This is a genomic window from Hymenobacter aquaticus (assembly GCF_004765605.1).
GTDB lineage: Bacteria > Bacteroidota > Bacteroidia > Cytophagales > Hymenobacteraceae > Hymenobacter > Hymenobacter aquaticus.
Map to the genome: position 1 here is coordinate 1175072 of NZ_SRLC01000002.1, position 25903 is coordinate 1200974.

Genomic DNA, 25903 nt, shown 5'->3' on the forward strand with positions numbered 1-25903 from the left:
GCCAGCATGCTGTGGAATCTGGCTGGTGGGGGCATCATATCTTGCAAACCACTTCGTTTGCTACCTATGCGCATCCTCCTTCTGTTTCTACTGTTCAGCTTCGCTATGTTCATCGGCTCTTCTGCTCCATTGTCGCCGGCCGCGCCCGACCCGCGTGCCTGGAAGAAGATCGATGCCTTGCTGGCCAAAAACCAAACGGCCTCGGCCGCGCCGCTAATCGAAAAGCTGTACCGCGAAGCCCGGCAGCGCCAGGATACGCCCGAGTATCTGCGGGCCCTGCTCTACCGGCTGCGGCTGCTGGAAGCCAAAGAGGAAGAAGCCAGTGAAAAGGCCATTGCGCTGGTCGAGGCCGACCTGAAAACCGCCCGGTTTCCGGCCCGCCCGATTCTGCACAGCCTGCTCGGACAGCTCTACGCCAACTACTACCAGCAGCACCGCTACCAGCTCTACGACCGGACCCGCACGGCCGCCGCTGGCAGCGCCGCCGATATCCGGACCTGGGACGCCACGCGCCTGGGCAGCGCCATCGTGGGCCACTACCGCGCCTCGGTGGCAGAGGAGCCCCAGCGCCAGCAGCAGCTGGCGCTGGCTGGGCTGGGCTACGCCGTAACGGGCGGCGACGCGGAAGGCCGGGCCCTGCGCCCCACCCTCTACGACCTGCTGGCGCACCGCGCCGCCGACGCGCTGGGCAATGAGGAGTATTCCGTGACGCGCCCCGCCGAGCAGTTTATCTTAAAAACCGCGGCCTTGTTTGCCGGCTCCCCCGAATTTGCCGCCCTCCCGCTCAAAGCCCCGGCCGCCGATTCGCTCAACGGCCGGCTGCACGCCCTACAGGTGCTGCAACAGCTAACGGCCTTCCGGCTGCAGGATGCGCGAAACCAGGCCGCCCTGGCCGACGTGGAGCTGAAGCGCCTGCGGTTCGTGTACGCCCACACCGAGCTGGTCAGCAAAGACTCGCTGTACCAAAAGGCGCTGGCCCACGCCGCCGAAACCTACCGGGCGCTGCCCATCAGCACCGAGTTCCTGGCCGAGCAGGCTGAAAATCTGGAAGAAAGCCAGCCCGCCAAAGCCCGGGAGCTGGCGTTGCAGGCCGAGCAGCGCTTCCCTAAGTCGTGGGGGGCACGGCAGGCGCAGGCGCTACGGCAGCGGATTGAGGCCGTCAACGTGGCCTTCACGACTGAGGAGGTGGTGCTGCCCGGCCAGCCGTGGCTGCTAAAGCTAAACGTGCGCAACGTGCCGCGGCTGTACGCCAAAGCCTACCGGGTGAGCACGGCGCAGGAGCTGCGGCGCATGGCCAGCAACGTTTCCTGGGCCGAATGGTGGCAGAAGTCCCGCCTCAGCCGGAAGCCCGCCGCCGAGTGGACGCTCGAAATTCCCGGGCCGGCCGATTTTCGCGCCCATACCGTGCAGCACGCCGGCCCCGCGCTGCCCGTGGGGCGCTACGTGGTGCTGCTGAGTACCACCGCCGCCGGATTCGAGGCCAAACAAACGGGGGGTGCCACCACGGCCTATGCCAATCTGAGTGTGAGCAGCATCAGCCACGTGCGGCGGGGCGCGCCGCAGCCGGAAAACCGGGAGATACTGCTGCTACACCGCGAGTCGGGGCAGCTGCTGGCGCAGGCGACGGTGCTGCCCTTGTATCAGTATTACGACAACGAGCTGCGCAACTTCCGGCAGCTGCGCGGCCCCGAGCAGCGCACCGGCGCCGAAGGCCTGGCCCAGGTGCCCAACCAAACCGCCGATACCAAGCAAGCCCGCCTGCAGGCTCTGCTGCTCACCCACCAAGCCGATTCCCTGGTGGTGGAAGAAGAATATTACTACGGCGCCCGGCGTACGCGGGAACCCGAGCAGGCCCAGCGCCGCACCTTCCTGTACACCGACCGCGCCATGTACCGCCCCGGCCAGACGCTCTACTTTAAAGGTATCCTGACCGAAACCCGGGCCGGCAAATCGGAGCTGCTGACCCGGCAGGGCGTGGCCGTGCGCCTGGTCGACGTCAACGGCCAGACCGTGCAGACGCTACCGTTTACGACTTCGGAGTTTGGCAGCTTCCACGGCTCCGTGGTGCTGCCTACCAGTCTGCTGAACGGCGAAATGAGCCTGCAGACCGACCAGGGCAGCGTGAGCTTCGCGGTGGAAGACTACAAGCGGCCCACGTTCCAGGTCACGTTTGAGCCGGTGTCGGGCACGCCGGTATTGGGCCAGCGCGTGGTGGTGCGCGGCAAGGCCACGGCCTACGCCGGCCAGCCCGTAGATGGCGGCACGGTGCAGTACCGCGTGGTGCGCCGCACCTTCTGGCCCTTGTTTGGGCGCGGCTTCGGCGGCCGTATCGGCTACCCCGGTGGGGGGCAGCCGGAAGTGGAAATCAGCAACGGCACGGCCCAGACCGATTCGGCGGGCGGCTTCACCGTCACGTTTACGGCTCAGGCCGATGCGCCGCCGCGGGGCCGGCGGGGCGGCTGGCAGCCCGGCTACGTGTTTGAGGTGACGGCCGACGTAACCGACGCGGCCGGCGAAACCCGCACCGGGCAGCAAAGAGTGAGCCTGGGCAACGCGGCCCTCACGCTGCGCCTGGAAGTGCCCGAACTGCTGAACCGGGAGAAGCTGCCGGCGTTGCAGCTGTTCAGCACCAATGCTACCGGCGAAGCGCGGCCCGCCAAAGGCCAGCTGCGCCTGTTCCGCCTCGCGCCCCCGGCCCGCGCCCTGCGCCCCCGCGCCTGGGAGCAGCCCGAGCGCGAAGCCCTGAGCCGGGCCGAGTTCAAGCGCCAATTTCCGCTGGATGCCTACGGCCCGGAAGACAACGACAGCACCTGGGCCCGGACCGAAGTGCTGACTCAGGAATTTGACACCGAAAAAACGCCCCTGCTACCCGCGTTGGCTACGGCCCTGGCTCAGCAGGCGCCCGGCCGCTACCTCTTAGAAGCTACTACCAGTGGTCCGGCCAGTGAAGCGGCCAAGACCGAGCAGCATTTCACGCTCTTCGCCCCCACGGCCAAAGAGCTGCCCGTGCCTACTCCCGATTGGTTTGTGGCCCTGCAAGACAGCGTTGCGCCCGGCCAGGCCGCCCAATTTCTGGTGGGCAGCAGCGAAGCCAACGCCCGGGTGCTGGTGGAAATTGAAGCCAAAGGCGAAACCCTGCGCCGTGAGTGGCTCACGCTGCAAGCCGGCGAGCAGCGCCTGCTCACGGTGCCGGTGCCCGCCAGCCTCGGCCAAACCCAGCTGTATCTGCACGCTACCCAGGTGCGCGACAACCGCCTGTACCTGCACTCAGCCACGGTGCAGGTGGCCACGCCGCCCGCCCCGCTGCGCCTGAGCATTGCCACCTTCCGCGACAAGCTGCAGCCCGGCCAGAAGGAAACCTGGCGCATCACCATTCATAGCGCCGAGGGCAAGCCCGCCCCGGCCGAGCTGCTGGCCACGCTCTACGACCAGTCGCTGGACACGTTCCGGCCGCACTCGTTTATGCCGCTGGAGTTTCCGCAGCCGTATTTTCCCGCCGCGCTGGCCTGGAACGGGCGGTTTGGGACGGAGGATTCGCAGGAGCTGTTTGGCGTAGCGTTGGATGATATTGATTTGGAAATTCTTTATCCTCACCTGAATTGGTGGAGGTATTCTTTGGGCGAAGAGGAAAGCAGAAACGACTATAAGCTCCTACCGAAGAACACCAGAACAAAATTTCTTCCACCGGTGATTAAGCGGGATGAAGAAATGATGGTAGCTAGTGGTAGCACCGCCGCGCCCCAGATGGCCATGCGCATGTCGGCCGACGCTGCTCAACTCAACGAAGTAGTCGTAACCAAAGCGCCCGGCCGGCCCACCGCCGCCGCCCCCGACCTCAGCAACGTGCAGGCGCGCAAGGATTTCCGCGAAACGGCTTTCTGGCTGCCCGCGCTGCGCACCAATGCCCAGGGTGAAACCGTGCTGGAGTTCCAGATGCCCGAAGCCGTGACGCGCTGGCAGCTGCTGGCCCTGGCCCACGACCAGCAGCTGCACAGCGGCCTGCTGCGCCGCGAGCTGGTCACGCAGAAGCAGCTGCAAGTGACCCCCAACGCCCCGCGCTTCTTCCGGGAAGGCGACCAGCTGCGCTTCGCGGCCAAGCTCAGCAACCTCACCGACCAGCCCCTGACCGGCACGGCCCAGCTGTTTTTACTCGACGCCCGCACCCAGCAACCCCTGGAAAGTCGCCTGCTGAAAGGCCCGGCCCAACAGAGCTTCAGCCTGGCCGCCAACCAAAGCAGCGCCCTGGAGTGGGAGCTGACCATTCCGGAAACCGCTGAGGGCCAAGTGCCGCTGGAAGCCATTACCTACCGCGTAGTAGCGCGGGGGCAGTTGTCAGTTGCTGATTCTCAGTTGTCAGGAAAAGAGAAGAAAGAGCAGCGCAAACAGCGCCGCCAGAACAATCCGACAACCAACAACCAACAACTAACAACTGTAGAGGATGGGGAGGAAAACACCCTGCCGGTGCTGCCCAACCGGATTCTCATCACCGAAAGCCTGCCGCTGCCCATCGTGGGGCCGGCTACGCGGGAGTTTGAGCTCAAGAAGCTGACCAGCACTACCTCGGCTACGCGCCGCAACTACTCCCTGACGCTGGAAATGACGGAAAACCCCGCCTGGTATGCCGTGCAGGCGTTGCCTTACCTGATGGAGTACCCCTACGAGTGCTCCGAGCAGGTATTCAGCCGCCTGTATGCCAACCTGCTGGCGGCCCGCATCCTGCAGCAGAACCCCCGGCTGAAACCAGTGCTGGACGAGTGGAAGCGCGCCGCCCAGAGCGGCGACAAGGCGGCCCTGACCAGCAAGCTGGAGCAAAACCAGGAGCTGAAAAACCTGCTGCTCCAGGAAACCCCGTGGGTGCGCGACGCCCAGGGCGAAACCGAGCGGATGCGCCGCCTGGGTGAGCTGTTCGACGAGCCCCGCCTGAAGGCCGAAACCACCCGGGCCCTGGCCAAGCTAGCCCAACTGCAGCAACCCGACGGCGCGTTTCCGTGGTTCGAGAAAATGCCCGCCGACCGCTACATCACCCAGCTCATCGTGGCTGGCTTCGGCAAATTGCAGCGGCTCGGGGCTTTCGATGCCACCCAGGACGAGCAGGCCCGCGCGCTGCTGACCAACGCCCTGCGCTACCTCGACGACCAGCTCCAGCGCGACTACGCCGAGCTGCGCAAGCAGAAAGGCGTGGATCTGCAGAAAAACCACCTCACTGACCTGCAGATTCAGGCCCTGTACGCCCGCAGCTTCTGGCCGAAGCAGCCGGGGCTGAAGGCGGCGCAGCCGGCGCTGGCGTATTACCAGCAGCAGGCTGCCACGTTTTGGAACGCGCAGACGCGCTACTTGCAGGCGCAGCTGGCCCTGGCACTGCACCGCCAAAAAAGCCAGGCCCCGGCCGTGAAGGATATCATGACGGCCTTGCGCGAAAACGCCCTGCATTCCCCCGAGCTGGGCATGTATTGGAAAGAGGTGCGCGGCGGCTACTACTGGCGCGAGGCCCCTACCGAAACCCAGGCCACGCTTATCGAGGCCTTCGACGAAGTGAGCAACGACCAGAAATCGGTGGATGAAATGAAGCTGTGGCTGCTCAAGCAGAAGCAAACCCAGAACTGGGCCAGCACCCGCGCCACCGCCGATGCCTGCTACGCCCTGCTGCTGCGCGGCTCCGACTGGCTCCGGCCGGCCCAGCCCGTGCGGGTGACGCTGGGCGGCGAAGCCGTGAAGCCCACCACCCAACAGGCCGGCACCGGCTACTTCAAAACCACCTTTGCCGCCGCCGACATCAAGCCCGTTCAGGGTACCGTGACGGTGCAGAAAACCGACGCGGGGGTGGCCTGGGGCGCGCTGTACTGGCAGTATTTCGAGCAGATTGATAAGGTGACGCCGGCCGCTGCCGGTCTGCAGCTGGAGCGGCAGCTGTTTCGGGAGCAGCGCACCGCCGCCGGCCCCGTGCTGGAGCCCCTGACTGCCGCCGCGCCGCTACGGGTGGGCGACGTGCTGGTGGTGCGCCTCGTGCTGCGCGCCGACCGTGACCTGGAATACGTGCACCTGAAAGACCAGCGGGCCGCCGGCCTGGAGCTGATCAGTCAGACCAGCGGCTACCGGTACCAGGGCGGGCTGGGCTACTACGAAAGTCCCCGCGACGCGGCCACCAACTTCTTCATGGGCCGCTTCCCGAAAGGCACGCACACGTTCGAATACCGGCTGCGCGCGGCCCAGAGTGGCAATTTCTCGGGCGGCCTCAGCCAGATTCAGTGCCTGTACGCGCCTGAGTTTACCAGCCACTCGGCCGGGGCGCGGGTGCAGGTGGAGGCACTTGGAAAGAGGTAGTAAGAAATTGCATTTTTCAGGATGAAACCTCCGCTGAGTCAGTCAGAAAGGCTTTTAGCTCCGGGTCGTTGGCCGCGTGGTTTGGTAGTAAAAAATGGCAATAGTAATTTTGCCATTTCCTAGTCTTTTGCAACACTGCCTATGCGTCCCTTATATGTTCTGGTTGGCCTGCTGTTCTGCAGCGCGTCGGCTTTCGCTCAAGGAGGAAAGAAAACCGTTCCGACCAACCACAAAGGCCAGGTAGCCCTGCCCGTGACGGCCGCGCTGCCCGGCGAGGAGAAGCTCTCGGCCCAGGAGCGCGCCGAGCGCGACTTCCTGATGCCGGTGCGCCGCAAGCAGGCCGCCGCCCTCAAAGCCGCCGCCCAGGAAGAGGCCGCCAGCCAGCAGGCCGCTGCCACCGCCGAAATGTCGGCCCGCAACTTCATCGGGCCGGAGGAAGCCAAGCCGGAAGAGGCTGCCGCGCCGGCCGCCAAGCCCGCGGCCCGGCCCCACACCACCCACCGGCGGCGCTCCACGCACCACTCGTCCAGCTCGGCGGCCCGGCGGCGCTCATCCTCGAAAAAGAAGAGCAGCGCCAGCCGTAAGAAAAGCAGCTCGAAGAAGACCAGCTCGACCAAGAGAAAGACCTCGACCAAGAAGAAAAGCAGCTCAAGAAAGCGGCGCTAAGCGGATTTCGCCCCAATACCAACAAAAAAGGAGAACCAGACCGGTTCTCCTTTTTTGTTGCCTGGAAATTGGCGGGGCAGTTGCTGCCTAGGTATTCTGGGGCATCAGGCGCACGACCAGGCCGTCGAGGCGGTTGGTGATGCGGATCTGGCAAGACAGGCGGCTGCCCTGGGTCATGATGGGCAGGCTTTCGAGCATGGCCAGCTCGTCGTCGCTGGGCTCGTCGAGGGCGGGGCCGGCCAGCACCTCCACGTGGCAGGTGCCGCACAGGGCCATGCCGCCGCAAGTCGCCTGAATGTCGTAGCCGCTGGCTTTGAGCACCTCCATCAGGCTGAGCGCCATGTCGGTGGGAGCTACTACCTCACGCCGCTGGCTGGGCGCTTCCTCTACATATACGCGTACTTCGTCGGTCATCTTCTTAGTTGTTCGTTGTCAGTTGTTGGTTGTCAGTTGTTAGTATCGGCCGTTAAGAACCAAAACCTAACAACTGACAACTAACAACTAAAAACTACAGAGTTGGTACCCCGTTGACGGTCGTGTACTTGAGCACGTACTTTTTGTCGGGGTTGATGTATTTGAAGGCGCCCTGGGCCATCAGCGCGGCCTCGTGGAAGCCGCACAGAATGAGCTTGAGCTTGCCCGGATACGTGTTGATGTCGCCGATGGCGAAAATGCCGGGTACGGAGGTCGAATAATCCAGGGTGTTGACCTTCACCGCGTCGTCTTCCAGCTCCAGGCCCCAGTCGCCAATCGGGCCGAGCTTGGGCGTGAGGCCGAACAGGGGAATAAACGAGTCGACGGGCAGGGTTTCGGCCGTGCCGTCGTTGGCCGTGATGGTCACGGCTTCCAGCCCGTCCTGGCCGTGCACGTGGGTCACGTTCGAGGAGAGCACCAGCCGGGCCCGGCCGGCTTCGTGCAGATTTTTCACCTTCTCGGCCGAGTCGGCGGCGCCGCGGAAGGTGGTGCCCCGGTGCACCAGGGTTACTTCCTTGGCTACGTCGGCCAGAAACACGGTCCAGTCAAGGGCCGAGTCGCCGCCGCCGGCAATGACGATGCGCTGGTCGCGGAAGGTTTCCGGGTCGCGCACCATGTAGTACACGCCGCGGCCGCCTTCGTAGTTTTCCAGGCTTTCGATGGCGGGCTTGCGGGGCTCAAACGAGCCCAGGCCGCCGGCAATGGCAATAGCTTTGCAGAAAATCTCGGTGCCGTCGGTGGTAAACAGCTGGAACGAGCCGTCCTCGAGCTTGGCCAGGCGCTCAACCCGCTCACCCAGCGTGAAGGTGGGGTGGAAAGGCTCGATCTGGCGCATCAGGTTCTGGACCAGGTCGCCGGCCAGAATGTCGGGGAAGCCGGGAATGTCGTAAATCGGCTTCTTAGGATAAATCTCGGACAGCTGCCCGCCCACCTGGGGCAGGGCATCGACCACGTGGCAGCGCAACTTCAGCAAACCAGCTTCAAACACCGCGAATAAGCCCACTGGGCCAGCTCCGATAATGCAGATATCGGTAGAAATGGAATTGGTCATGAACAAAGCAATAAGATGAGCGGCCCCCGGCCAGAGGCTTAACAGCTAAGCCCCTGGAAACGTTGGCGCAAACGCCCGCTTAGCACCGATAAGGCGCTAAACGCCACTGACCGTGGGGGCTTTGTGCTGCGGGCAAAAGCCTAACGGGCCGCAAAGATACAAACAAGCCGGGCGTTTTCGCAGCCTTCCTTACGCTTGCTTACACCTGGATCAGCCAGGCCACGGCGGCCGGTACTTCGTCGAAAAAGCGAAACTGCAGGGGCACCGCTACCTCGTCGCCCACGGCCCGGGCGGCCAGCCGGCCCAGCGGGGTCTGGTTTTCCACGATGGCGCAGCGGCGGTAGCCGGCCTCGCGCACGGCCTGGGGCACCCACTGCTGCGCTATCCAGTGCTGGGCCGCTATGGGCAGCGGCTGGCGCAGGCGGTGGTCGGTGAGCAGGCAGCCGGTGCGGTGGTGCTGCAGGGCCTTCAGGGTGTGGCCGTAGAGGGCCTGCAACTCTACTTCCGTAGCCGGGGCGTCGGTCCAGCTAAGCTTCACGTAGCCCAGGTCGTGGTAAGAAATGGTGCACAGCGCGTTGTGAAAGTAAATGGAAGTGGGAGCAGACGTAGGCATGGTCGTAAAGAAACGACGCCCGCATGAAGAACCAATAAAGAAACTTCCGCGGGCGTTGCTTTTGCCAACTTAATCGGTCGGTTACCGTCAGGCAAACATGCCCACGGCGTCTTTGCTGGGCAACGCGGTTTTGCCCGTGAGCAGCGCATCGACCCGGCGGGCCACCTCGCGCCCCTCTGAAATGGCCCAGACCACCAACGACTGGCCCCGGCGCATGTCGCCGGCCACGAAGACCTTGGGCACGCTGGTCGAATATTCTCCTTCCCGGGCCCGCACGTTGCCCCGGTCGTCGAGCTCTACCCCGAGCTGCTGGAGCAAGCCCTCGTACTGGGGCGCGGCAAAGCCCAGGGCCAGCAGCACCATCGTGCAGGGAATTTCGCGCTCCGAGCCGTCGATTTCGGTGAAGTGCAGGCGGCGGCCCAGCACGTCGGTTTCCCAGGTAATGTCCGTCACGAGCAGGGCCCGCAGCCGGCCGTGGTCGTCGCTCAGAAAGGCCTTGGTATGAATGCCCCAGTAGCGCTGGCAGCCTTCCTCGTGGGAGGTGCTGCTTCGGAAAATGGCCGGCTCCTGGGGCCAGGGCGTGTGGGCGGGCCGCTCGGCGGAGGGCTGATGCATGAGGGCAAACTGGGTGATGGAGCGGGCCCGCTGCCGGTTGGCCGTGCCCACGCAGTCGGAACCCGTGTCGCCGCTGCCAATAACTACCACGTCGTGCCCTTCGGCCCACAGCGCTTCGCCGCTGACCGGCAGGTTGCTCACCCGGCGGTTGTGCTGGGTGAGGTAGTTCATGGCGAAGTGAATGCCCGGCAGCTCCCGGCCCGGCAGGCTCAGGTCGCGCGGGATGGTGGCCCCGCCGGCCAGCACTACCGCGTCGAAGGTGCGGGTCAGCTCCTCGGCGGGCACATCCTGGCCAATGTTGGTATTGCAGCGAAACACCACGCCGTCGGCTTCCAGCAGCTGAATGCGGCGGTCAATGACCCACTTGTCGAGCTTGAAGTCGGGAATGCCGTAGCGCAGCAGCCCGCCGGGCCGGTCGTCGCGCTCAAACACCGTGACCGAGTGGCCGGCCTTGGTGAGCTGGGCCGCCGCAGCCAGCCCGGCCGGACCCGAGCCCACCACGGCCACCGTTTTGCCCGACTTCAGCACCGGGGCCGTGGGCTGCACGTAGCCTTTGCTGAAGGCAATTTCGATGATGTGCTTCTCGATTTCCTCGATGGCCACCGGGGCCGAGTGGATGCTCAGCACGCAGGCCGACTCGCAGGGCGCGGGGCAGATGCGGCCGGTGAATTCGGGGAAGTTGTTGGTCGACGCCAGAATCTGGTAGGCCGCCAGCCAGTCCTGCTGGTGCACCGCGTCGTTGAACTCGGGAATGATGTTGCCCAGCGGGCAGCCGGCGTGGCAAAACGGAATGCCGCAGTCCATGCACCGCGCGGCCTGCTGCTGGAGCTGGGGCTCAGAATAAGTGCCCACAAACTCGTGGTTGTGCTGCACCCGCTCCTGGGGCGCGGACTTGGCGGGCAGCTCCCGACTGAATTCCTTGAAACCGGTGACGTGTCCCATGTGGTGGTATATCGTGGCGTCATGATGAGCGCAGCGAAGCTTCTTGCCCTCGGCTGTTACAGCAGCCGAACCGGAGTCTCGCCCGCAAGACGCCCCAGCTGCGCCCAACATGACATTTTTGCTATTGTTGATGAGGCCTTACTGAGCCGCCGCGTACTGCGCGGCCTGCAATACTTTCTTGTATTCGGAGGGAAAGACCTTGACGAAGCGCCCGGCCTCCTCGGGCCAGTTGCCCAGCAGGTAGCCCGCCAGCTGGCTGCCGGTCAGCTGCTGGTGCTTGCGCAGCAGGGCCTGAATCTGGGCTTCGTCGTCGGCGTCGAGCGGGTCGAGCTCCACCATTTCCTGGTTGCAGTTGTCGGGAAAAGTGCCATCGGGGTCGTAGACCCAGGCTATGCCCCCGCTCATGCCGGCGGCGAAGTTGCGGCCGGTGCGGCCCAGCACCAGGGCCCGGCCGCCGGTCATGTACTCGCAGCCATGGTCCCCGACGCCCTCCACCACGGCCGTGGCCCCGGAGTTGCGCACCGCAAACCGCTCCCCGGCCTGCCCGCGCACAAACAGCTCCCCGGAAGTCGCGCCGTAGAGGGCCACGTTGCCGATAATGATGTTGTGCTCGGGGACAAACTTGCCGTCGGCGGACGGGAAAATGGCCAGCTGGGCCCCGGAAAGGCCTTTTCCCACGTAGTCGTTGGCTTCGCCTTCGAGGGCAAACGAGAGGCCCTTCACGCTGAAGGCCCCGAAGCTTTGCCCCGCCGAGCCGCGGAAACGGTAGTTGATGGTATTCTCGGGCAGGCCGGCGGCGTGGTAGCGCTTGGCAATTTCGTTGGAGAGCAGCGTGCCAATGGTCCGGTCGGTGTTGCGGACGGCAAACTCGGCAAACACCGGAATCCGCTCATTTAAAGCCTGCTCAGCTTGCGCTAATAGTTGCCAGTCGAGGATGTTGTCCAGGCCGTGGTCCTGGGCCTGGCTGTGGTAGAGCGTGCCGCCCGAGGGGTTAGCGGCCGGGTGGAGCACGCCCGAGAGGTCGAGGTGGCGGGCTTTCCAGTGGGTTATTCCCTCGCGCACTTTCAGAAACTGGGTGCGGCCCACCATGTCGTGTATCGTGCGGAAACCCAGCTCGGCCATGATTTCGCGCAACTCTTCGGCCAGGAAGCGGAACAGGTTGACAATGTGCTCGGGCTGCCCGCTGAAGAGCTTGCGCAGCTCCGGGTCCTGGGTGGCCACGCCCACGGGGCAGGTGTTGAGGTGGCACTTGCGCATCATCACGCAGCCGCCCGCTACCAGGGCCGCCGTAGCCACGCCCCATTCCTCGGCCCCGAGCAGCGCGGCTACAGCCAGGTCGCGGCCGGTTTTGAGCTGCCCGTCGGCCTGCAGCACCACGCGGCTGCGGAGCTGGTTGCGCAGCAGCGTCTGGTGAGCTTCGGCCAAACCCAGTTCCCAGGGCAGGCCGGCGTGCTTGATGGAGCTGATGGGCGAAGCGCCGGTGCCGCCATCATAGCCGGCAATGAGGATGACGTCGGCGTGGGCTTTGGCGACGCCGGCCGCAATGGTGCCCACGCCGGCCTTCGACACCAGCTTGACGTTGATGCGGGCGGCGCGGTTGGCGTTTTTTAAATCGAAAATCAGCTGAGCCAGGTCCTCAATCGAGTAAATGTCGTGGTGGGGTGGGGGCGAAATCAAACCCACGCCGGGCGTAGCGTGCCGCACCTTGGCAATCCAACTGTCCACCTTGTGGCCCGGCAGCTGCCCGCCTTCGCCCGGCTTAGCGCCCTGGGCCATCTTGATCTGCAGCTCGTCGGCATTGGTCAGGTAGTGGGCCGTGACGCCGAAGCGGGCCGAGGCAATCTGCTTGATGGCTGAGCGCATGGAGTCGCCATTCGCCATTTTCTCGTAGCGCATCGGGTCCTCACCGCCTTCCCCGGTGTTGCTTTTGCCGCCGATGCGGTTCATGGCAATGGCCAGGGTGCTGTGGGCCTCGTGCGAAATCGAGCCAAACGACATGGCCCCGGTGGCGAAGCGCTTCATGATATTTTCGGCCGGCTCCACTTCCTCAATGGAAATCGAAGGACGGTGGCGGGCAAAATCCAGCAGGCCGCGCAGGGTAAACATCCGCTCGGGCTGCTCATTGACCAGGCGGGCGTAGCGCCGGTAGGTTTCGTAGTTGCCGGTGCGGGTGGCCAGTTGCAGCAAATGCACGGTTTCGGGATTGAACATGTGGGCCTCGCCCCGGCGCCGCCACTGGTACACGCCGCCGTCGGGCAAGAGCTGCTGCTCCTCGGGCGTGCTGCTCTTGAAGCCCTGAAAGTGCTTGTAGAGTGTTTCGCGGGCAATTTCATCCAGGCCCAGCCCGCCGATGCGGGTTACGGCCCCGGTGAAATAGTGGTCCACCACCTGCTGGTTCAGCCCCAGAATCTCGAACACCTGGGCGCCGTGGTAGCTTTGCAGGGTGCTGATGCCCATCTTGGAGAAAATCTTCAGCAGCCCGTCGCACACGGCCTTCACGTAGTTTTTCACCAGCTGCCCGGCGTCCTGACTGGTGTTGAACCCGCCGCTCTGCTGCATGGTCTGGATGGTCGCCAGGGCCAGATACGGGTTGATGGCCGTGGCCCCGAAGGAGAGCAGGCAGGCAAAGTGGTGCACTTCCCACACGTCGCCGGCCTCTACCACGAGGCCCACCGAGCCCCGGTAGCCCTTGCGGATCAGGTGGTGATGCACGGCCGACACGGCCAGCAAGGACGGAATCGGGGCGTGCTTGGAATCCAGGCCCCGGTCGGAGAGGATCAGCACCTCGAAGCCGTCCTTCACCGCGTCTTCGGCGTAGCGGCACAGGCGGGCCAGGCCGTCCTGCAAGGAGCCGGGCTGGCCGTCGGCCTTGAAGTAAGACAGCAGGGTTTTGGCGTTAAACAGGCCCGTGTCGATGCTGCGCAGCTTTTCCAGCTCGTGGTTGGTCAGGATGGGCTGGCGCAGGGCCACGCAGTGACAGTGCATCTTGTCCTCGTCGAGGATGTTGCCGTTGTTGCCGATAAAGGTAGCCAGGCTCATCACCAGCCGCTCCCGAATCGGGTCAATCGGCGGGTTGGTGACCTGGGCAAAGAATTGTTTGAAGTAGCTGCTCAAATGCTGAGGCTGGTCGGAGAGGATAGCCAGGGGCACGTCCACGCCCATCGAGCCAATGGGTTCCTTGGCTTCCAGGGCCATGGGCGTGATAATCGTGTCGATGTCCTCCCGGGTGTAGCCGAACACCTGGTGGTACTTGAACACCGAGTCGGCGGCCAGGTCGGTAAACACCTGCCGGGGCTCGGGCAGCTCTTCCAGCCGGATCTGGTAGTCGTTGAGCCACTCGCCGTAGGGCTGCTGGGCCGCGGCCCGGGCCTTGATGCCCTGGTCGGTGATAATCTGGCCGGCCACAGTGTCAATCAGTAGCATCTTGCCCGGTTGCAACCGGCCCTTCTGAATAACGGTCGACTCGGGAATGGTCAAAACCCCGGCTTCGGAGGCCACCATCACCCGCCCGTCGTCCGTCACGACGTAGCGCAACGGCCGTAGCCCGTTGCGGTCCAGCATGGCCCCGATCTGCTGGCCGTCGGTGAAAATAAGGGCGGCCGGACCGTCCCAAGGGGCCATAAAGGTGGCATGAAACTCGTAAAACGCCTTTTTCCACGGGTCCATCTGGGTGTTGCCGTCCCAGGCCTCGGGCACCAGCATCATCATCACGTGGGGCAACGAGCGGCCCGAGTGCAGCAGGATTTCCACGATGTTGTCCAGGCAGGCCGAGTCTGACTGCCCTTCATCAATAACGGGCAGCAGCATGTCCATTTCCTCCGGGGAAAAGTAGGGCGACGCGTAGCTGCGCATGCCGGCGTAAAACCAGTTCAGATTGCCCCGCAGCGTGTTGATTTCGCCATTATGCGCCAAGAGCCGAAACGGCTGGGCCAGCTTCCACGACGGAAACGTGTTGGTCGAAAAGCGCGAATGGACCATGCCGAACGCCGAGGTGACCCGCTCGTCGGACAAATCGGGGAAGTAGCCGCGCACCTGGTAGGTGGTGAGCTGGCCCTTGTAGACGATGGTTTTGCACGACAACGAGGCGAAGTAAAAGTCGCCGCCGGCCTTGAGGTTGGCTTCCAGCACCAGCTTGCCGACGTAGCGCCGCAGCACGTAAAGCTTCCGCTCAAAGTCCTCCGGATTCGTCACGCCGGCCGGCCGGCCAATGAAGACCTGCTCCATGTCGGGCTCGGCGGCCAGGGCCGTGGGCCCGATGCCGCTGGGGCGCACGGGCACCGGCCGGAAGCCCAGCACCGGCAGGCCCAGCTTGGTGGCCGCCTCGTGCATGAGCTGGCGGCAGGCGTCCTTGGTCGAGGGCTTTTTGGGCAGAAACACCATGCCCACGCCGTAGCTGCCGGGCTCGGGCAGCCGGATGCTCAGGGCGGTGCATTCTTCCAGGAAAAACCAGTGGGGCAGCTGCAGCAGGATGCCGGCCCCGTCGCCCGAGTCGGAGTCGCAGCCGCAGGCGCCGCGGTGCTCCATATTCTCCAGCATGGTCAGCGCGTCGCTGATAATCTGGTGCGACTTCTGGCCGTTCAGATAGGTAATAAAGCCCGTACCACAGGCGTCGTGCTCAAACTCGGGGCGGTACAGACCCTGGGCTGCTATATCGGGATTCATCGGAAGTACGGTGTCGTGGATAGTGCGCCGACCCGGTGGAATCAGGCCGAAATGGCAAGATATTCCCCTGCCCGAAGTCCACGGCCCCGACTCGGTGCCTCCTACGATTTCCAACCGCGGAATACGGCCGCCTATTTTCCCGCAAAAAGCCCTCCTGCAATTCGTGAGGCAACTTTCCCAGCGGTTGGTTTTTACGACGGCCGACGCGGCGGGCTGGGCGGGTCCGCGGCCGGATTGCGCTTCGAGAATGGTAGCTGCGGGCTACATCTGACGCGGCAAAAAACGAGGCTGCCATTGGGCGCCGACCAGAAAAGCGCAGCCCGTAACCCCGCGTGGCGGCCGGGTTTGCAGCCCCGGCATGCGCCACGACCGGGGTTACGGGCTGGCATCCGCACCACAGGTCACAAACTATAAGTTGGTATAAGGCTAAGGTCAGGCGGCCCGGTCTTCCAGAATGTAGCCGATGCCGTTGAGGGTATGAATCAGCTTGGGCGTGAAGTTCTTGTCCACCTTTTTGCGCAGGTAGTTCACGTACACGTCCACCACGTTGGTGCGGGTGTCGAAGGCCAAATCCCAGACTTTCTGCACGATTTCCTGGCGCGTCACGGCCCGGCCCTGATTGTGCATGAAATACTCCAGCAAGGCCAGCTCCCGGCCCGTGAGGTCGATGCGCTTGTCGCCGCGCTTCACGATTTTGCTGCTGCCAAACAGTTGCAAATCGGCCACCTTCAGCACGGGCTCGGGCGGCTCCACGGCCGGGTAGCGGCGGTGCAGGGCCCGCAGCCGGGCCAGCAGCTCCCCAAACGCAAAGGGCTTAATCAGGTAGTCGTCGGCCCCGGCGTCGAAGCCCCGCAGCTTCTGCTCGGTGCTGGCCTGGGCCGTAAACATGAGCACCGAAAGCTTGGCGAAGTGCTGCCGGACGTAGCCGCACAGCGCAAAGGCGCTGTCGTCGGGCAAGTCGGCCTTGAGCAGCACGGCCGTGTAGGGCGCGCCCGCCAGCATGGGCCGGGCCGAGGCCGTATCCAGGGCCACGGCCACCCGGGCCCCGTGGTGTTCGAGGCTGCGCTTGAGCAGCGCCGCCCCAATCAAATCGTCTTCAATCAGTAAGATGTTCATCCGCGCGTAAGTAGGGGGGAGGCGGGCTTGGCTCCCAGGGTAAAACAGGGCACGTAGGGTGGGATGCAAAAACAAAGCAGCGCGGGTTTCGGCCGGTGCCGCCGGGGTGGGTCGGCGGGTGGGCGCCGCGGCCCGAAGCCCACGCTGCTTACAGGCAGTAGCAGCTACGGCACGCCCAGGGCCGCGTCGGCGTCGAAGGGCGGAATGGCAATGATGGGCCCGCGGCCCGCCCCGGTGCTTACCGAGTAGATGGACGGCGGCTGATGCAGCGTGCCGGCCAGGCGGCGCAACCCCTCGGGGGCTACCTGGTAGCGGAAAATGGTGTCGTACTCGGCAAAGTCGCGGCGCACGTCCACTTCCAGGTCCCGGATAACGCCGCCGTGAATGTCGTAGACCCAGCCGTGCAGGTGCAGCGGGGTTTCGGCCTGCTGCACGGTGGCGGTCTGGTGCAGGTTGTACACCTGCTCGATGACGTTGAGCTCCACCAGGCGGCGGTACCGTTCCTCCTCGGTTTCCAGCGCGCCCAGCTCGTGCTGGTGCTGCTGCATCACCTCGCGCACCGTGCTCAGCCAGCTGCTCACCGCGCCTTCGTCCTCGTTCTGCATGGCCGCTTTCACGCCCCGGCAGCCGTAGTGCCCACACACAATGATGTGCTGAATCTGGAGCTCCTGCACGGCATATTGCAGCACCGAGGCCAGGTTCAGATCGGTGCTGACCACCAGGTTGGCCACGTTGCGGTGCACGAAGACTTCGCCGGGCGCCGTGCCGGTCATCTCACTCACCGACACGTGGTTGTCGGAGCAGCCGATGAACAGGAACTTGGGCGTCTGCTGGGCCGTGGCTTCGAAAAAGCGGGGGTTGCGGCGCAGCTTTTCGGCCACCCAGTTGCGGTTGTTTTCGAACAGCTTGTAGTAGGCCTCGAAGTCGGCTTCCTTGCCGCTCACGTGGGGCTGGCCGGCCAGGTTCTGGGCGTAGTCGTCGCCTTTGCGCAGGAAAATCAGCCGGATGTTGCGCTGCCGGGCCGTTTCGCGGAAGTTCTCAATGGCCCCCAGCACGTCCCGGTCGATAAAGGCCGAGTTGGTCCCGTCGATTTCCACCGTGGTGTTCACCGGAATGTCCTTGAGCACGGTCATGATGCTGGCCTTGTTCAGAAACGAGACATGCTCGCCCAGGCTGATGCGCAGATGCTCCTGGCCTTCTACCGAGTAGCTCTGGAAAAAGTGGGCATTCTTGTAGGTTTCGCGCAGCACGAAGAAGAACCCCACGGCCGCCCCAATGCCGATACCAATCAGCAGATCGGTCAGCAGAATGGCCCCGATGGTGACGATAAAGGGCAGAAACTCGGTGAGGCCGGCCTGGAAATGCTGGCGGAAGATGCTGATGCGGGCCAGCTTGTAGCCCGTCACGAGCAGGATGCCGGCCAGCGCGGCCCACGGAATCAGGTTCAGCAGCCGGGGGAACAGAATCACGCTCAGCAGCAAAAAGCTGCCGTGCATCAGGGCCGCCAGCTTAGTGCGCCCCCCGGCGTTGATGCTCACCGAGCTGCGCACAATCACCGAGGTCAGGGGCAAGCCGCCGAGCAGGCCGCTCACCAGGTTGCCCACGCCCTGGGCCTTCAGCTCGCGGTTGGTGGGCGTTTTGCGCTTCAGCGGGTCCAGCTCGTCGGTGGCTTCCACGGCCAGCAGGGCTTCCAGGCTAGCCACCAGGGCAATGGAAAACGCCGCCGAGTACACCTTCACGTTGGCCAGCTGCGAGAAGTCGGGCAGGGTAAACAGGCCGATAAACTCGTCGGCGCTGGTGGGCACGGGCAGCCGTACCAGGTGGGTGCCGCCCAGCATGTAAGCCGGGCTGAGCAGGCCGGCCAGCGTGTTGATGGTAATGCCCACGATGATAACAATCAGCGCCGCCGGCACCGCCGACAGCACCTTGTTCCGCTTGAAAAACGGCTGCTCCCAGGCAATGAGAATAGCTAGGCTGACCAGGGCAATAACCAAAGCCGTGGCGTTGAACTCGCGCAGGGCGTGCTCCAGCAGGCCTTCCAGGTTGCCGCCGTTCCAGGAAAACAGCGCCAGCGACTCCACCGCGTCGGCGTCGTAGCCCAGCACGTGGGGCAGCTGCTTCAGAATCAGGATGATGCCGATGGCCGCCAGCATGCCTTTAATCACCGACGAGGGAAAGAAGTTGCTGATGATGCCGGCCTTGGCCACGCCCATCACCAGCTGCATGAGGCCCGCCACGCAGATGGCCAGCTGTAGCGTCTTGAACGAACCCAGCGCCTCCAAACTGCTCACCACCACCAGAATCAGGCCCGCTTCCGGCCCCGAGATACTCACGGCCGAGCGGCTCAGCGCCCCCACTACCAGGCCCCCGACGATGCCGGCAATAATGCCCGAAAACAGCGGGGCCCCCGAGGCCAGGGCTATGCCCAGACACAGCGGCACGGCCACCAGAAACGACACGAGTCCGCCCTGGAAGTCACTCTTGAAATAGGAAAAGTCCCAGGTTTTGGAACTGCCGGCTACGGTAGACATAGGCTTCGATACAGACATGAGGATTCCGGCGCGGCCCGAAAGCCGCGAAGCGGAACGAAAAAGCGAAAAGGCAGGAAGCAGAGCCGACGACGTGGCGTCAGGTGCGGACGGCCCGGCGTTAATTAGAGCTTCTAATCTGCGGGGCCGGTAAAAAGAACTTCAAATTCAGAAGGTTGGAATATCTATTACAAAGGTATAGGCTTAATACGAAGCCAGAATTAAAGCAGTATTATAAGGTTATTAGATTCTTATTAAAAAGATATTAGAAACCGATGAAAAAAATTTGTTCGGTTTTATGGAGAATTAACGGTAGATAACAACTTTAATTGGTCTTTAATTTATTTGGTGAACATGTATATATTTAACTGATGGTCAATAAGTTAATGATTTGAAATGGTGCGTATAAGAGTCGGTTTGTAGTGTAAAATTGTTTTTATATTCCTGTATGAAAAGGCTTTAATCTGCCCTTATTCTGCCCTGAATAGTGTATTCAGGCTCTGTTGATGCATGTTATGTCGCCTGTGAGAAAGAACCGTAATTGGCTTTAATAATAATTTAATGTGCGGAGGTCAGCGTAGATTGGCTTGTAGCCAATCGTACATAAAAACGCCCCGCTGGCCATGTGAAAATGACCGGCGGGGCGTGCCTTGTAATCAGGGAAAAAGGCTAGGCCTGCTGCTTGCGGCGGCCTGCCAGGATGCGGAAGAAAGAGCGGGTGTGAATTTCCTCCAGGGTGAGGCCGGTGGCCAGCACTTCCTCCTCGGTGATGGCGCCGCAGTTCATGGCCTTGAGGAAGAAGTTGAGCAAGCCCTGCCCGGTGGCGGCGTCGTCGAAGATGTCGCCGGTGAGGGTGGAAATGGCGGCCCGCTCCACGAAGGTTTTGAGGCGGTTCAGCGCGTCGTCGTAGCTGCTCAGGAAGAAGTTATAGGTGGCCGCGTAGCGCATCGGCAGCTGGGCCGGGTTCAAATCCCAGCCCTGGTAGAGGCCGTTGACGAGCGAGTGGGTGGTGTGGTGGAAACCCTGCCGCCAGGCGTTGTGCACCGAGTCGCGGTTTTCCTTGAGCTGCTCAAACGTGAGGTTGTCACCGCGGTGGGGGCCGATGGGCATGACGTTGGTGGCGCCGTCGGAGAGAAAGATGCCGGTGCCGCCCAGGGCCACCTTGGTCATGTGGTGGGCAAAGTCGCAGACGGGGTGGGCCATGGTCTGGTACTTGGCCGTAATGCCGGCCGAGGCCGTGTAGTCGTAGGTGCCGAAGTGGGCGGCCACGCAGCGGCCCTCACTGGCCCGGATGATGCGCATCAGCGGGTTGCGGCCTTCCTCATCCATGATGATTTGGGTGGCCTCCACCATCGTTTCCATTTTCAGGGTGCCGGGCGCGAGGTTGTTGGCCTTTTCGATGAGCTCAAACAGGCGCACCATCGTGGTCATCTGCTCTGGAATGGTCACCTTGGGCAGCATCACCACGAAGTTGTCGGGCAGCTTACCGCCGGTGGCTTCGAGCAGCGTGGTCAGGAAAATGTCGAGGGTGCGGACGCCCCGGGCCTTCAGATCCTCGGTGAAGGGCTTGATGCGGATGCCGATAAAGGGCGACAAGGTGCCGTTCTGCATGCCCTTGGCTACTTCCTGGGCGGCGCGCACGGCGGTTTCGTCCTCTTCCGCGTCGGGGCGGTTGCCGAAGCCGTCTTCGAAGTCGACCCGGAAGTCTTCCACGGCCTCGCGCTGCAGCTTCTTGATGATCTTGTTATAGACCGAATAGGCCAGCCAGGCGGGCTCCTGCTTGCGCCCGGCCTCGCTCATGGCGTCGAGGCGCTCGGTCAGGGCCTGAATGTCTTTCTCCAGGGTCGGCAGGTGCTCGTGGCCCTTAAGCTGGAGCACGCGGGCCAGCTCGGTGAAGTTGGGCGCGTACATTTTGAGGTTGTTCAGGGCAATGTCGCCCATGCGCACGCAGGTGTCCGACTTAAACAGGTTGGCTCCGCCGTAGACAGTGTGCACCGGCTGGCGGTCGGGCTTGTCGCCGGGGTAGGTTTGCTGGAACTGGCGGTTGGCCACGCCGAGCTGGTCGAGCAGCTGGCTTTTGTCGGTGTCTTGTAGGCTGAGTTTCATACGGTGGGATTTGGGCCTCACCCCGGCCCTCTCCCGAGGAGAGGGGGCCAGACGCAGGGCCAGCGAAATTCTGGCTGCCGCCAAAATTTCTAACATTTAATGGGTCATGACAAAGTACAGTTGACGACCGAGCAAGATCAGCAGCCAGAGCTGCTGGTCTTGCTTCGTCAGGCTCCCTCTCCTCGGGAGAGGGCCGGGGTGAGGCTCAGCTGCCGCGGTACGTCGAATACCCAAACGGATTGAGCAGCAGCGGAATGTGGTAGTGCTCGGCGGCCAGTACGTTGAAGACGATTTCCACGAAAGGGTAGAACCCCGTGTTGCCCTGCTGCTCGAAGTACTCCTGGGTGAAAAACTTCATTTTGTAGGTACCCAGCGGCAGCTGCTGGTCTTTGGCCAGCAAGTCGGGAATACGACCGTCTTGGTTGGTGCGGCCCCGGGCCAGCTCCTGCCAGGTGTCGTCTTCCCGCAAGCTTGATAAGGCAATGGTGACGCCTTGGGCGGGGCGGCCGAGGGTGGTGTCGAGGATGTGGGTGGTAATCTGACTCATGCGGCTAAGAGTTTTTCGAGGCGGAGGCGGGTGATTTTGTCCTGTTCGGCCATGGCAACGTGGATTTCCTCTGCGGGTAAATTCGGCAGGCGGGCTTGGAGCAAGGCCAGCATTTCGTCGGCCGACTTACCCGTGGCGCACACAATGAAGATGTAGCCGAACTTCCGCTCGTAGGAGTCGTTGCCGGCGGCCAGGGCTTCCAGCGTATCCTGGGAAGCCTGCTTCACGGCGCCCTGCTCGCCCTCGGCCCACTGGCTGGTGCTGGCAAACTTCTCCCTGAGCGAATTGACGTCCCCGATTTTGGGGTGGTGGGTAAAGGCCTCGCGCCAGTCGGCTTCCGAGAGGTTGTACCAAATATCTTTGGCCTGCTGAAACAACACGTCGGCCTCGGCCACGGGGAAGGCGGCGTTCAGCTGCTGCACCCAGGCGGTGGCGCCGCAGCACTTGGCCAGGGCTTCGGCCCGGGTGGGGGCGGGGAGGGAATTGAGTTCGGGGAGAGTCATGGGGGAAATAGTTTGCCTCACCCCGGCCCTCTCCCGAGGAGAGGGGGCCAGTCGCTCGGCCTACGGAACTCCGGCTTGCGCCGAAATTCCTACTGCGTAAGTAGATGATTGCCAGTTGCCAGCCCAAAGGCTGGTGACTGGTTTCGTCTGGCCCCCTCTCCTCGGGAGAGGGCCGGGGTGAGGCAACTACGGCCGGGGTGAGGCGCTACAGCACCGTCGGGAAGCGGTTCACGTTCTTGTAGTAGATGTACACCGAGGGCTCCTTGCCCATGGTGGTGGCCCACTGCTGGCAGTAGGGCGCCATCCAGATGGAGTCGCCCTTCTTGACCGGGTACCACTGCTGGTCGAGCACGTAGATGGCCTGGCCTTCCAGGTACATGAGGCCGTGCTCCATGATGTGGGTTTCGACCATGGGCAGGTGGCCGCCCAGGTCGTAGGTGAAGATGTTGACGGCCATGTCAAAGCCCAGCTCGTTGGGCAGCAGCTCCTGGATGCGCAGGGCCTCGTCGTTCATGTAGATAGGGGCCTTGGCAATATCCCGGGCCCCGAACAGCACGCCGGGCGTTTCGTAGCCCGGCAGCGGCTCGTATACCTTGTGGAAAGTCAGCACCTGGGTGCCTTCGGTGGGGCCGTGAAACCGGTAGCTTTTCTCCACCGGCACGTACACGTATTCGCCCTTGGTCAGAGTTTTTTCCTGGCCGTCGATGCTGGCTTGCAGCTGGCCTTCCACCACGTAGAAGAAAATCTGGGCGGCCTGGGTCTGGCCCAGCAGCTCCCCCCCGTCGCGCAGGGTAATCAGCGTCTGGGCCAGGCGGGCGCCCATCTGCTCATTGATGATGACGTTGACCGTGCAGCCCGTCCAGCCGGGCACGTTGCTGTTGATGTAGCCGTCGGGGGCAATAATGGCGTGGTTGTGCTTGACCACGGAGCGGGTCAGGGCGGAAATTTCCATGAGTTCTAGGCGGAAGGGGTGGTTTGGTAATGGGAGAAAAGCAGCTGCAAAAACCGCTCGGATACCCGCACGGCGGCGGCCACGTCGGCCAGCTCCACGTTTTCGAGCGGGTTGTGGCTGATGCCCTTGACGCAGCGGATAAACAGCATCGTGGCCGGGGCCACGGCCGAAATCGGCACCGCGTCGTGCCCGGCCCCGCTCACGAGCCGGACGACTTCGTAGCCGGAGTCGGCAATGGCCTGGCCGAGCAAGGTATTCATTTCCGGGGCGCAGGTCACCGGCGCGGTGTACTGAATCAGGTTCCAGCTGAGCGTCAGGTTGCGTTTTTGGGCAATGGCGCGGGCTTTTTGCTCCAGCTCAGCGTAGGCCGAGGCCAGGCGGACCGCGTCGGCGCTGCGCAAATCCAGGCTGCAGACTACCTCGCCGGGAATGACGTTGCTGGCCGCGTGGCGCACGTCGAGCTTGCCTACGGTGGCTACCAGCTCGGCTTTATTAGCCACGCCAAACTGCTCGGCGGCCAGCACGAATTCGGCGGCTCCGGCCAGGGCGTCCTGGCGCATGTGCATGGGCACGGTGCCGGCGTGCCCGGCCATGCCCTGCCAGGTCAGCTCCACGCGCTGCTGCCCGGCAATGGCCGTCACCAGGGCCACCGGCACCCGGCTTTCCCAGAGCACCGGGCCCTGCTCAATGTGAGTTTCGAAGTAGCCCAGCCACTGGTCACCGGGAATAGCCTCGGCGCCCAAAAGTTGAGTCGTGCCGCCCATGGTTTCAATGGCCTGGGTCAGGGTGATGCCGTGGGCGTCGGTTTTAGTCAGCAAATTCTGGTCGAACGAGCCGGCCACGACTTTGCTGCCCAGATACGTGGTGTGGTAGCGCACCCCTTCCTCGTCGCTGAAGGCAATCAGCTCGACATGAAACGGCAGCTCGGTTTGGCTGAGCACGAGCTGCTCCAGCAAGTCCAGACCCATGAGCACGCCCAGCGGCCCGTCGTACTTGCCGGCGTTGACCACCGTATCGATATGGGAAGCTAGGACGAAGGTTTTGGCCGCCGCGTTCCGGCTCACCAGCCGCCCCCGCACGTTGCCGATGCTGTCGACGCGCGTAGCCAGGCCGGCCGCGTCCATCCAGGACTTGACCAGGGCGCTGCCCTGCAGAAAGGCCGGGGTGCCGAAGGTGCGCGTCACCCCGTCGGTATCTTCGCTGATGGCGGCCAGGGCCTCGATGCGGCGCAGGATTTTCTCGGCCCGGGAAGTGTAGTTGTCGTCCATAGAAGTAGGGGCGCGTTGCACGCGCCCGGTCGTAGCTGACGTTGGGTTGACTTTGTGAGGTAATCGGCTTGTCACAGTTCGGTCGCCGAAAAAACCAGTATTCGGAAATTTTTCAGCACGGCCGCGTCAGTTCCGGCGGGCGCGTGCAACGCGCCCCTACAGCAGCTGGCCCTGGTTCAAAGCCCGGAACTCGGGCCGCTCGTAGACCAGCTGCCCGGCCAGCCAGGTTTGCTCCACCACGCCACGCAGCTGCCGCCCCACGTAGGGCGAGACTTTGTGCCGGTGCTGAATCAGGTCGGCCGTGACGTCGAACGTCTGCTCGGGGTCCAGAATCAGCAGGTCGGCGTCGAAGCCGGGGGCAATCTGGCCTTTGCGGTGGCTCTGCCCGATGAGCTTGGCCGGGTTGGTGCTCAGCCAGCGGGTCAGGTCGTTGAGGGAAGCGCCGCGGGCTTGGGCGGCGGTCCAGAGTACTGGCAGAGCCAATTGCAGGGAGGCAATGCCGCCCCAGGCGGTGGTGAAGTCGCCGGAGTCAATCTGCTTCAGATCGGGCGGGGCGGGGGAGTGGTCGGTGGCCACGAAGTCGATGATGCCCTGCTGCAACGCCTGCCAAAGCTGGTCGTTGTTGGCCTTTTCCCGAATCGGGGGGGCGCACTTAAACTGGGTTTGACCGTCGGCAATGTCCTCGGCGTTGAAAAACAGGTAGTGCTGCCCGGTTTCCACCGTCAGCGGCAGGCCCTGGGCCTTGGCCGCCGCAATGGGGGCAATAGAGTTGGCCGACGACAAGTGCACAATGTGCACGGGGCAGCGAAACTCCGCGCAGAGCCGAATCATCAGTGTCACCGCGTCGTCTTCCCAGTGCTTGGGCCGCGAGGCCAGGTAATTCTGGTAGGAGCGTTTATCGTGCTGCTTCCACGCGGCGTCGTCGGTGGTCAGCTCGCAGTGCACCAGCAGGGGCCGGCCGTGGCGGGCCAGGATGGGCATGATTTGCCGCAAATCCTCTTCCGTAGCGTTGGGGAAATCGTCAATGCCGGAGTGGGTCAGAAAGGCTTTGAAACCCAATACGCCGCGCTTAATTAAGCTTTCTACCTCAGCCGCGTTGCCGGGCACGATGCCGCCCCAGAAGCCCACGTTGGTGTGCAATTGTCCTTGCGTAGCGGCCAGCTTCAGCTCGAAGTTGGCAACCGACGTCGTGACCGGGGCCGAATTCAGGGGCATGTCTACCAGCGTAGTCAGGCCGCCGGCCAGGGCGGCGCGGGTAGCCGTGTTGAAGCCTTCCCACTCGGTGCGGCCCGGCTCGTTGATGTGCACGTGCGGGTCGACGACGCCGGGCAGCACGGCCCGGTGCTGCACGTCGACCACGGGGCAGCTGACGGGGGCGTCAACCGGCAACACGGCGGCAATGCGGCCGTTTTCGATCAGCACCAGGGCGGGCTGCTCGCCCTGGGGCAAGACCACGCGCTGGCTTTTTATGGCTACCTCTGGCATACGAAAGGTACTTTCTCTTTACATTGGAGGCTTTTCCAAGCCAGTTTTCCACGA

At 63.4% G+C, this 25903-nt stretch carries 15 protein-coding genes; 2 read left to right on the forward strand and 13 right to left on the reverse strand.

Annotated features, from left to right (window positions below; translation table 11 throughout):
* Positions 1 to 66 precede the first annotated feature (66 nt).
* Together E5K00_RS17745 and E5K00_RS17750 are read left to right on the forward strand one after the other, a co-directional pair.
* On the forward strand, positions 67 to 6321 hold the full coding sequence (locus E5K00_RS17745) for an alpha-2-macroglobulin family protein (protein WP_167856939.1): 6255 nt from the start codon (positions 67 to 69) through the stop codon (positions 6319 to 6321).
* 141 nt (positions 6322 to 6462) lie between these two features.
* The gene (locus E5K00_RS17750; RefSeq protein ID WP_135464616.1) at positions 6463 to 6987 is read left to right on the forward strand and encodes a hypothetical protein; all 525 of its coding nucleotides are present in this window, start codon (positions 6463 to 6465) and stop codon (positions 6985 to 6987) included.
* An 87-nt stretch (positions 6988 to 7074) separates the two neighbouring features.
* Here E5K00_RS17750 and E5K00_RS17755 read toward each other — a convergent pair whose 3' ends face one another.
* The 13 genes from E5K00_RS17755 to allB all read right to left on the reverse strand — a co-directional run bounded on the left by E5K00_RS17755 (position 7075) and on the right by allB (position 25849).
* Positions 7075 to 7401, reverse strand: a complete 327-nt coding sequence (locus tag E5K00_RS17755) for a 2Fe-2S iron-sulfur cluster-binding protein (RefSeq protein WP_135394894.1) — start codon at positions 7399 to 7401, stop codon at positions 7075 to 7077.
* Between the two features lie 94 nt (positions 7402 to 7495).
* Positions 7496 to 8512 (reverse strand): NAD(P)/FAD-dependent oxidoreductase, encoded by a 1017-nt coding sequence (locus tag E5K00_RS17760; protein ID WP_135464617.1) that lies wholly within the window; start codon positions 8510 to 8512, stop codon positions 7496 to 7498.
* A 199-nt stretch (positions 8513 to 8711) separates the two neighbouring features.
* On the reverse strand, positions 8712 to 9125 hold the full coding sequence (locus tag E5K00_RS17765; protein ID WP_135464618.1) for a hypothetical protein: 414 nt from the start codon (positions 9123 to 9125) through the stop codon (positions 8712 to 8714).
* Between the two features lie 87 nt (positions 9126 to 9212).
* Positions 9213 to 10682: a glutamate synthase subunit beta gene (locus tag E5K00_RS17770; protein WP_135464619.1), complete on the reverse strand. Its 1470-nt coding sequence runs from the start codon at positions 10680 to 10682 to the stop codon at positions 9213 to 9215.
* 138 nt (positions 10683 to 10820) lie between these two features.
* On the reverse strand, positions 10821 to 15344 hold the full coding sequence (gene gltB, locus E5K00_RS17775; RefSeq protein WP_135464620.1) for a glutamate synthase large subunit: 4524 nt from the start codon (positions 15342 to 15344) through the stop codon (positions 10821 to 10823).
* 432 nt (positions 15345 to 15776) lie between these two features.
* Positions 15777 to 16460 (reverse strand): response regulator transcription factor, encoded by a 684-nt coding sequence (locus E5K00_RS17780; protein ID WP_135464621.1) that lies wholly within the window; start codon positions 16458 to 16460, stop codon positions 15777 to 15779.
* 164 nt (positions 16461 to 16624) lie between these two features.
* Positions 16625 to 18991 carry a SulP family inorganic anion transporter gene (locus E5K00_RS22975; protein WP_245328336.1) on the reverse strand — a complete coding sequence of 789 codons (2367 nt, stop codon included), beginning with the start codon at positions 18989 to 18991 and terminating at the stop codon, positions 16625 to 16627.
* A 666-nt stretch (positions 18992 to 19657) separates the two neighbouring features.
* Entirely contained in the window at positions 19658 to 21094 is a 1437-nt protein-coding gene (locus tag E5K00_RS17790; protein ID WP_135464623.1) for a DUF6986 family protein, read from the reverse strand.
* Positions 21095 to 21299: 205 nt separating this feature from the next.
* Entirely contained in the window at positions 21300 to 21641 is a 342-nt protein-coding gene (gene uraH, locus E5K00_RS17795) for a hydroxyisourate hydrolase (RefSeq protein ID WP_135464624.1), read from the reverse strand.
* Positions 21638 to 22144, reverse strand: a complete 507-nt coding sequence (uraD, locus tag E5K00_RS17800; RefSeq protein ID WP_135464625.1) for a 2-oxo-4-hydroxy-4-carboxy-5-ureidoimidazoline decarboxylase — start codon at positions 22142 to 22144, stop codon at positions 21638 to 21640. The genes uraH and uraD overlap by 4 nt, the downstream gene beginning before the upstream one ends.
* Before the next feature lie 205 nt (positions 22145 to 22349).
* Positions 22350 to 23096: a (S)-ureidoglycine aminohydrolase gene (allE, locus tag E5K00_RS17805; protein WP_135464626.1), complete on the reverse strand. Its 747-nt coding sequence runs from the start codon at positions 23094 to 23096 to the stop codon at positions 22350 to 22352.
* A 5-nt stretch (positions 23097 to 23101) separates the two neighbouring features.
* A complete protein-coding gene (locus E5K00_RS17810; RefSeq protein WP_135464627.1) occupies positions 23102 to 24364 on the reverse strand; it encodes an allantoate amidohydrolase in 1263 nt (420 codons plus the stop codon).
* A 156-nt stretch (positions 24365 to 24520) separates the two neighbouring features.
* On the reverse strand, positions 24521 to 25849 hold the full coding sequence (gene allB / locus E5K00_RS17815; protein WP_135464628.1) for an allantoinase AllB: 1329 nt from the start codon (positions 25847 to 25849) through the stop codon (positions 24521 to 24523).
* Between the last annotated feature and the right edge of the window lie 54 nt (positions 25850 to 25903).

Excerpts from the sequence above, each read along its gene's own strand:
- E5K00_RS17745 (WP_167856939.1), top strand. The coding sequence starts at position 67 with ATGCGCATCCTCCTTCTGTTTCTACTGTTCAGCTTCGCTATGTTCATC.
- E5K00_RS17750 (WP_135464616.1), top strand. The coding sequence starts at position 6,463 with ATGCGTCCCTTATATGTTCTGGTTGGCCTGCTGTTCTGCAGCGCGTCG.
- E5K00_RS17755 (WP_135394894.1), bottom strand. The coding sequence starts at position 7,401 with ATGACCGACGAAGTACGCGTATATGTAGAGGAAGCGCCCAGCCAGCGG.
- E5K00_RS17760 (WP_135464617.1), bottom strand. The coding sequence starts at position 8,512 with ATGACCAATTCCATTTCTACCGATATCTGCATTATCGGAGCTGGCCCA.
- E5K00_RS17765 (WP_135464618.1), bottom strand. The coding sequence starts at position 9,125 with ATGCCTACGTCTGCTCCCACTTCCATTTACTTTCACAACGCGCTGTGC.
- E5K00_RS17770 (WP_135464619.1), bottom strand. The coding sequence starts at position 10,682 with ATGGGACACGTCACCGGTTTCAAGGAATTCAGTCGGGAGCTGCCCGCC.
- gltB (WP_135464620.1), bottom strand. The coding sequence starts at position 15,344 with ATGAATCCCGATATAGCAGCCCAGGGTCTGTACCGCCCCGAGTTTGAG.
- E5K00_RS17780 (WP_135464621.1), bottom strand. The coding sequence starts at position 16,460 with ATGAACATCTTACTGATTGAAGACGATTTGATTGGGGCGGCGCTGCTC.
- E5K00_RS22975 (WP_245328336.1), bottom strand. The coding sequence starts at position 18,991 with ATGTCTACCGTAGCCGGCAGTTCCAAAACCTGGGACTTTTCCTATTTC.
- E5K00_RS17790 (WP_135464623.1), bottom strand. The coding sequence starts at position 21,094 with ATGAAACTCAGCCTACAAGACACCGACAAAAGCCAGCTGCTCGACCAG.
- uraH (WP_135464624.1), bottom strand. The coding sequence starts at position 21,641 with ATGAGTCAGATTACCACCCACATCCTCGACACCACCCTCGGCCGCCCC.
- uraD (WP_135464625.1), bottom strand. The coding sequence starts at position 22,144 with ATGACTCTCCCCGAACTCAATTCCCTCCCCGCCCCCACCCGGGCCGAA.
- allE (WP_135464626.1), bottom strand. The coding sequence starts at position 23,096 with ATGGAAATTTCCGCCCTGACCCGCTCCGTGGTCAAGCACAACCACGCC.
- E5K00_RS17810 (WP_135464627.1), bottom strand. The coding sequence starts at position 24,364 with ATGGACGACAACTACACTTCCCGGGCCGAGAAAATCCTGCGCCGCATC.
- allB (WP_135464628.1), bottom strand. The coding sequence starts at position 25,849 with ATGCCAGAGGTAGCCATAAAAAGCCAGCGCGTGGTCTTGCCCCAGGGC.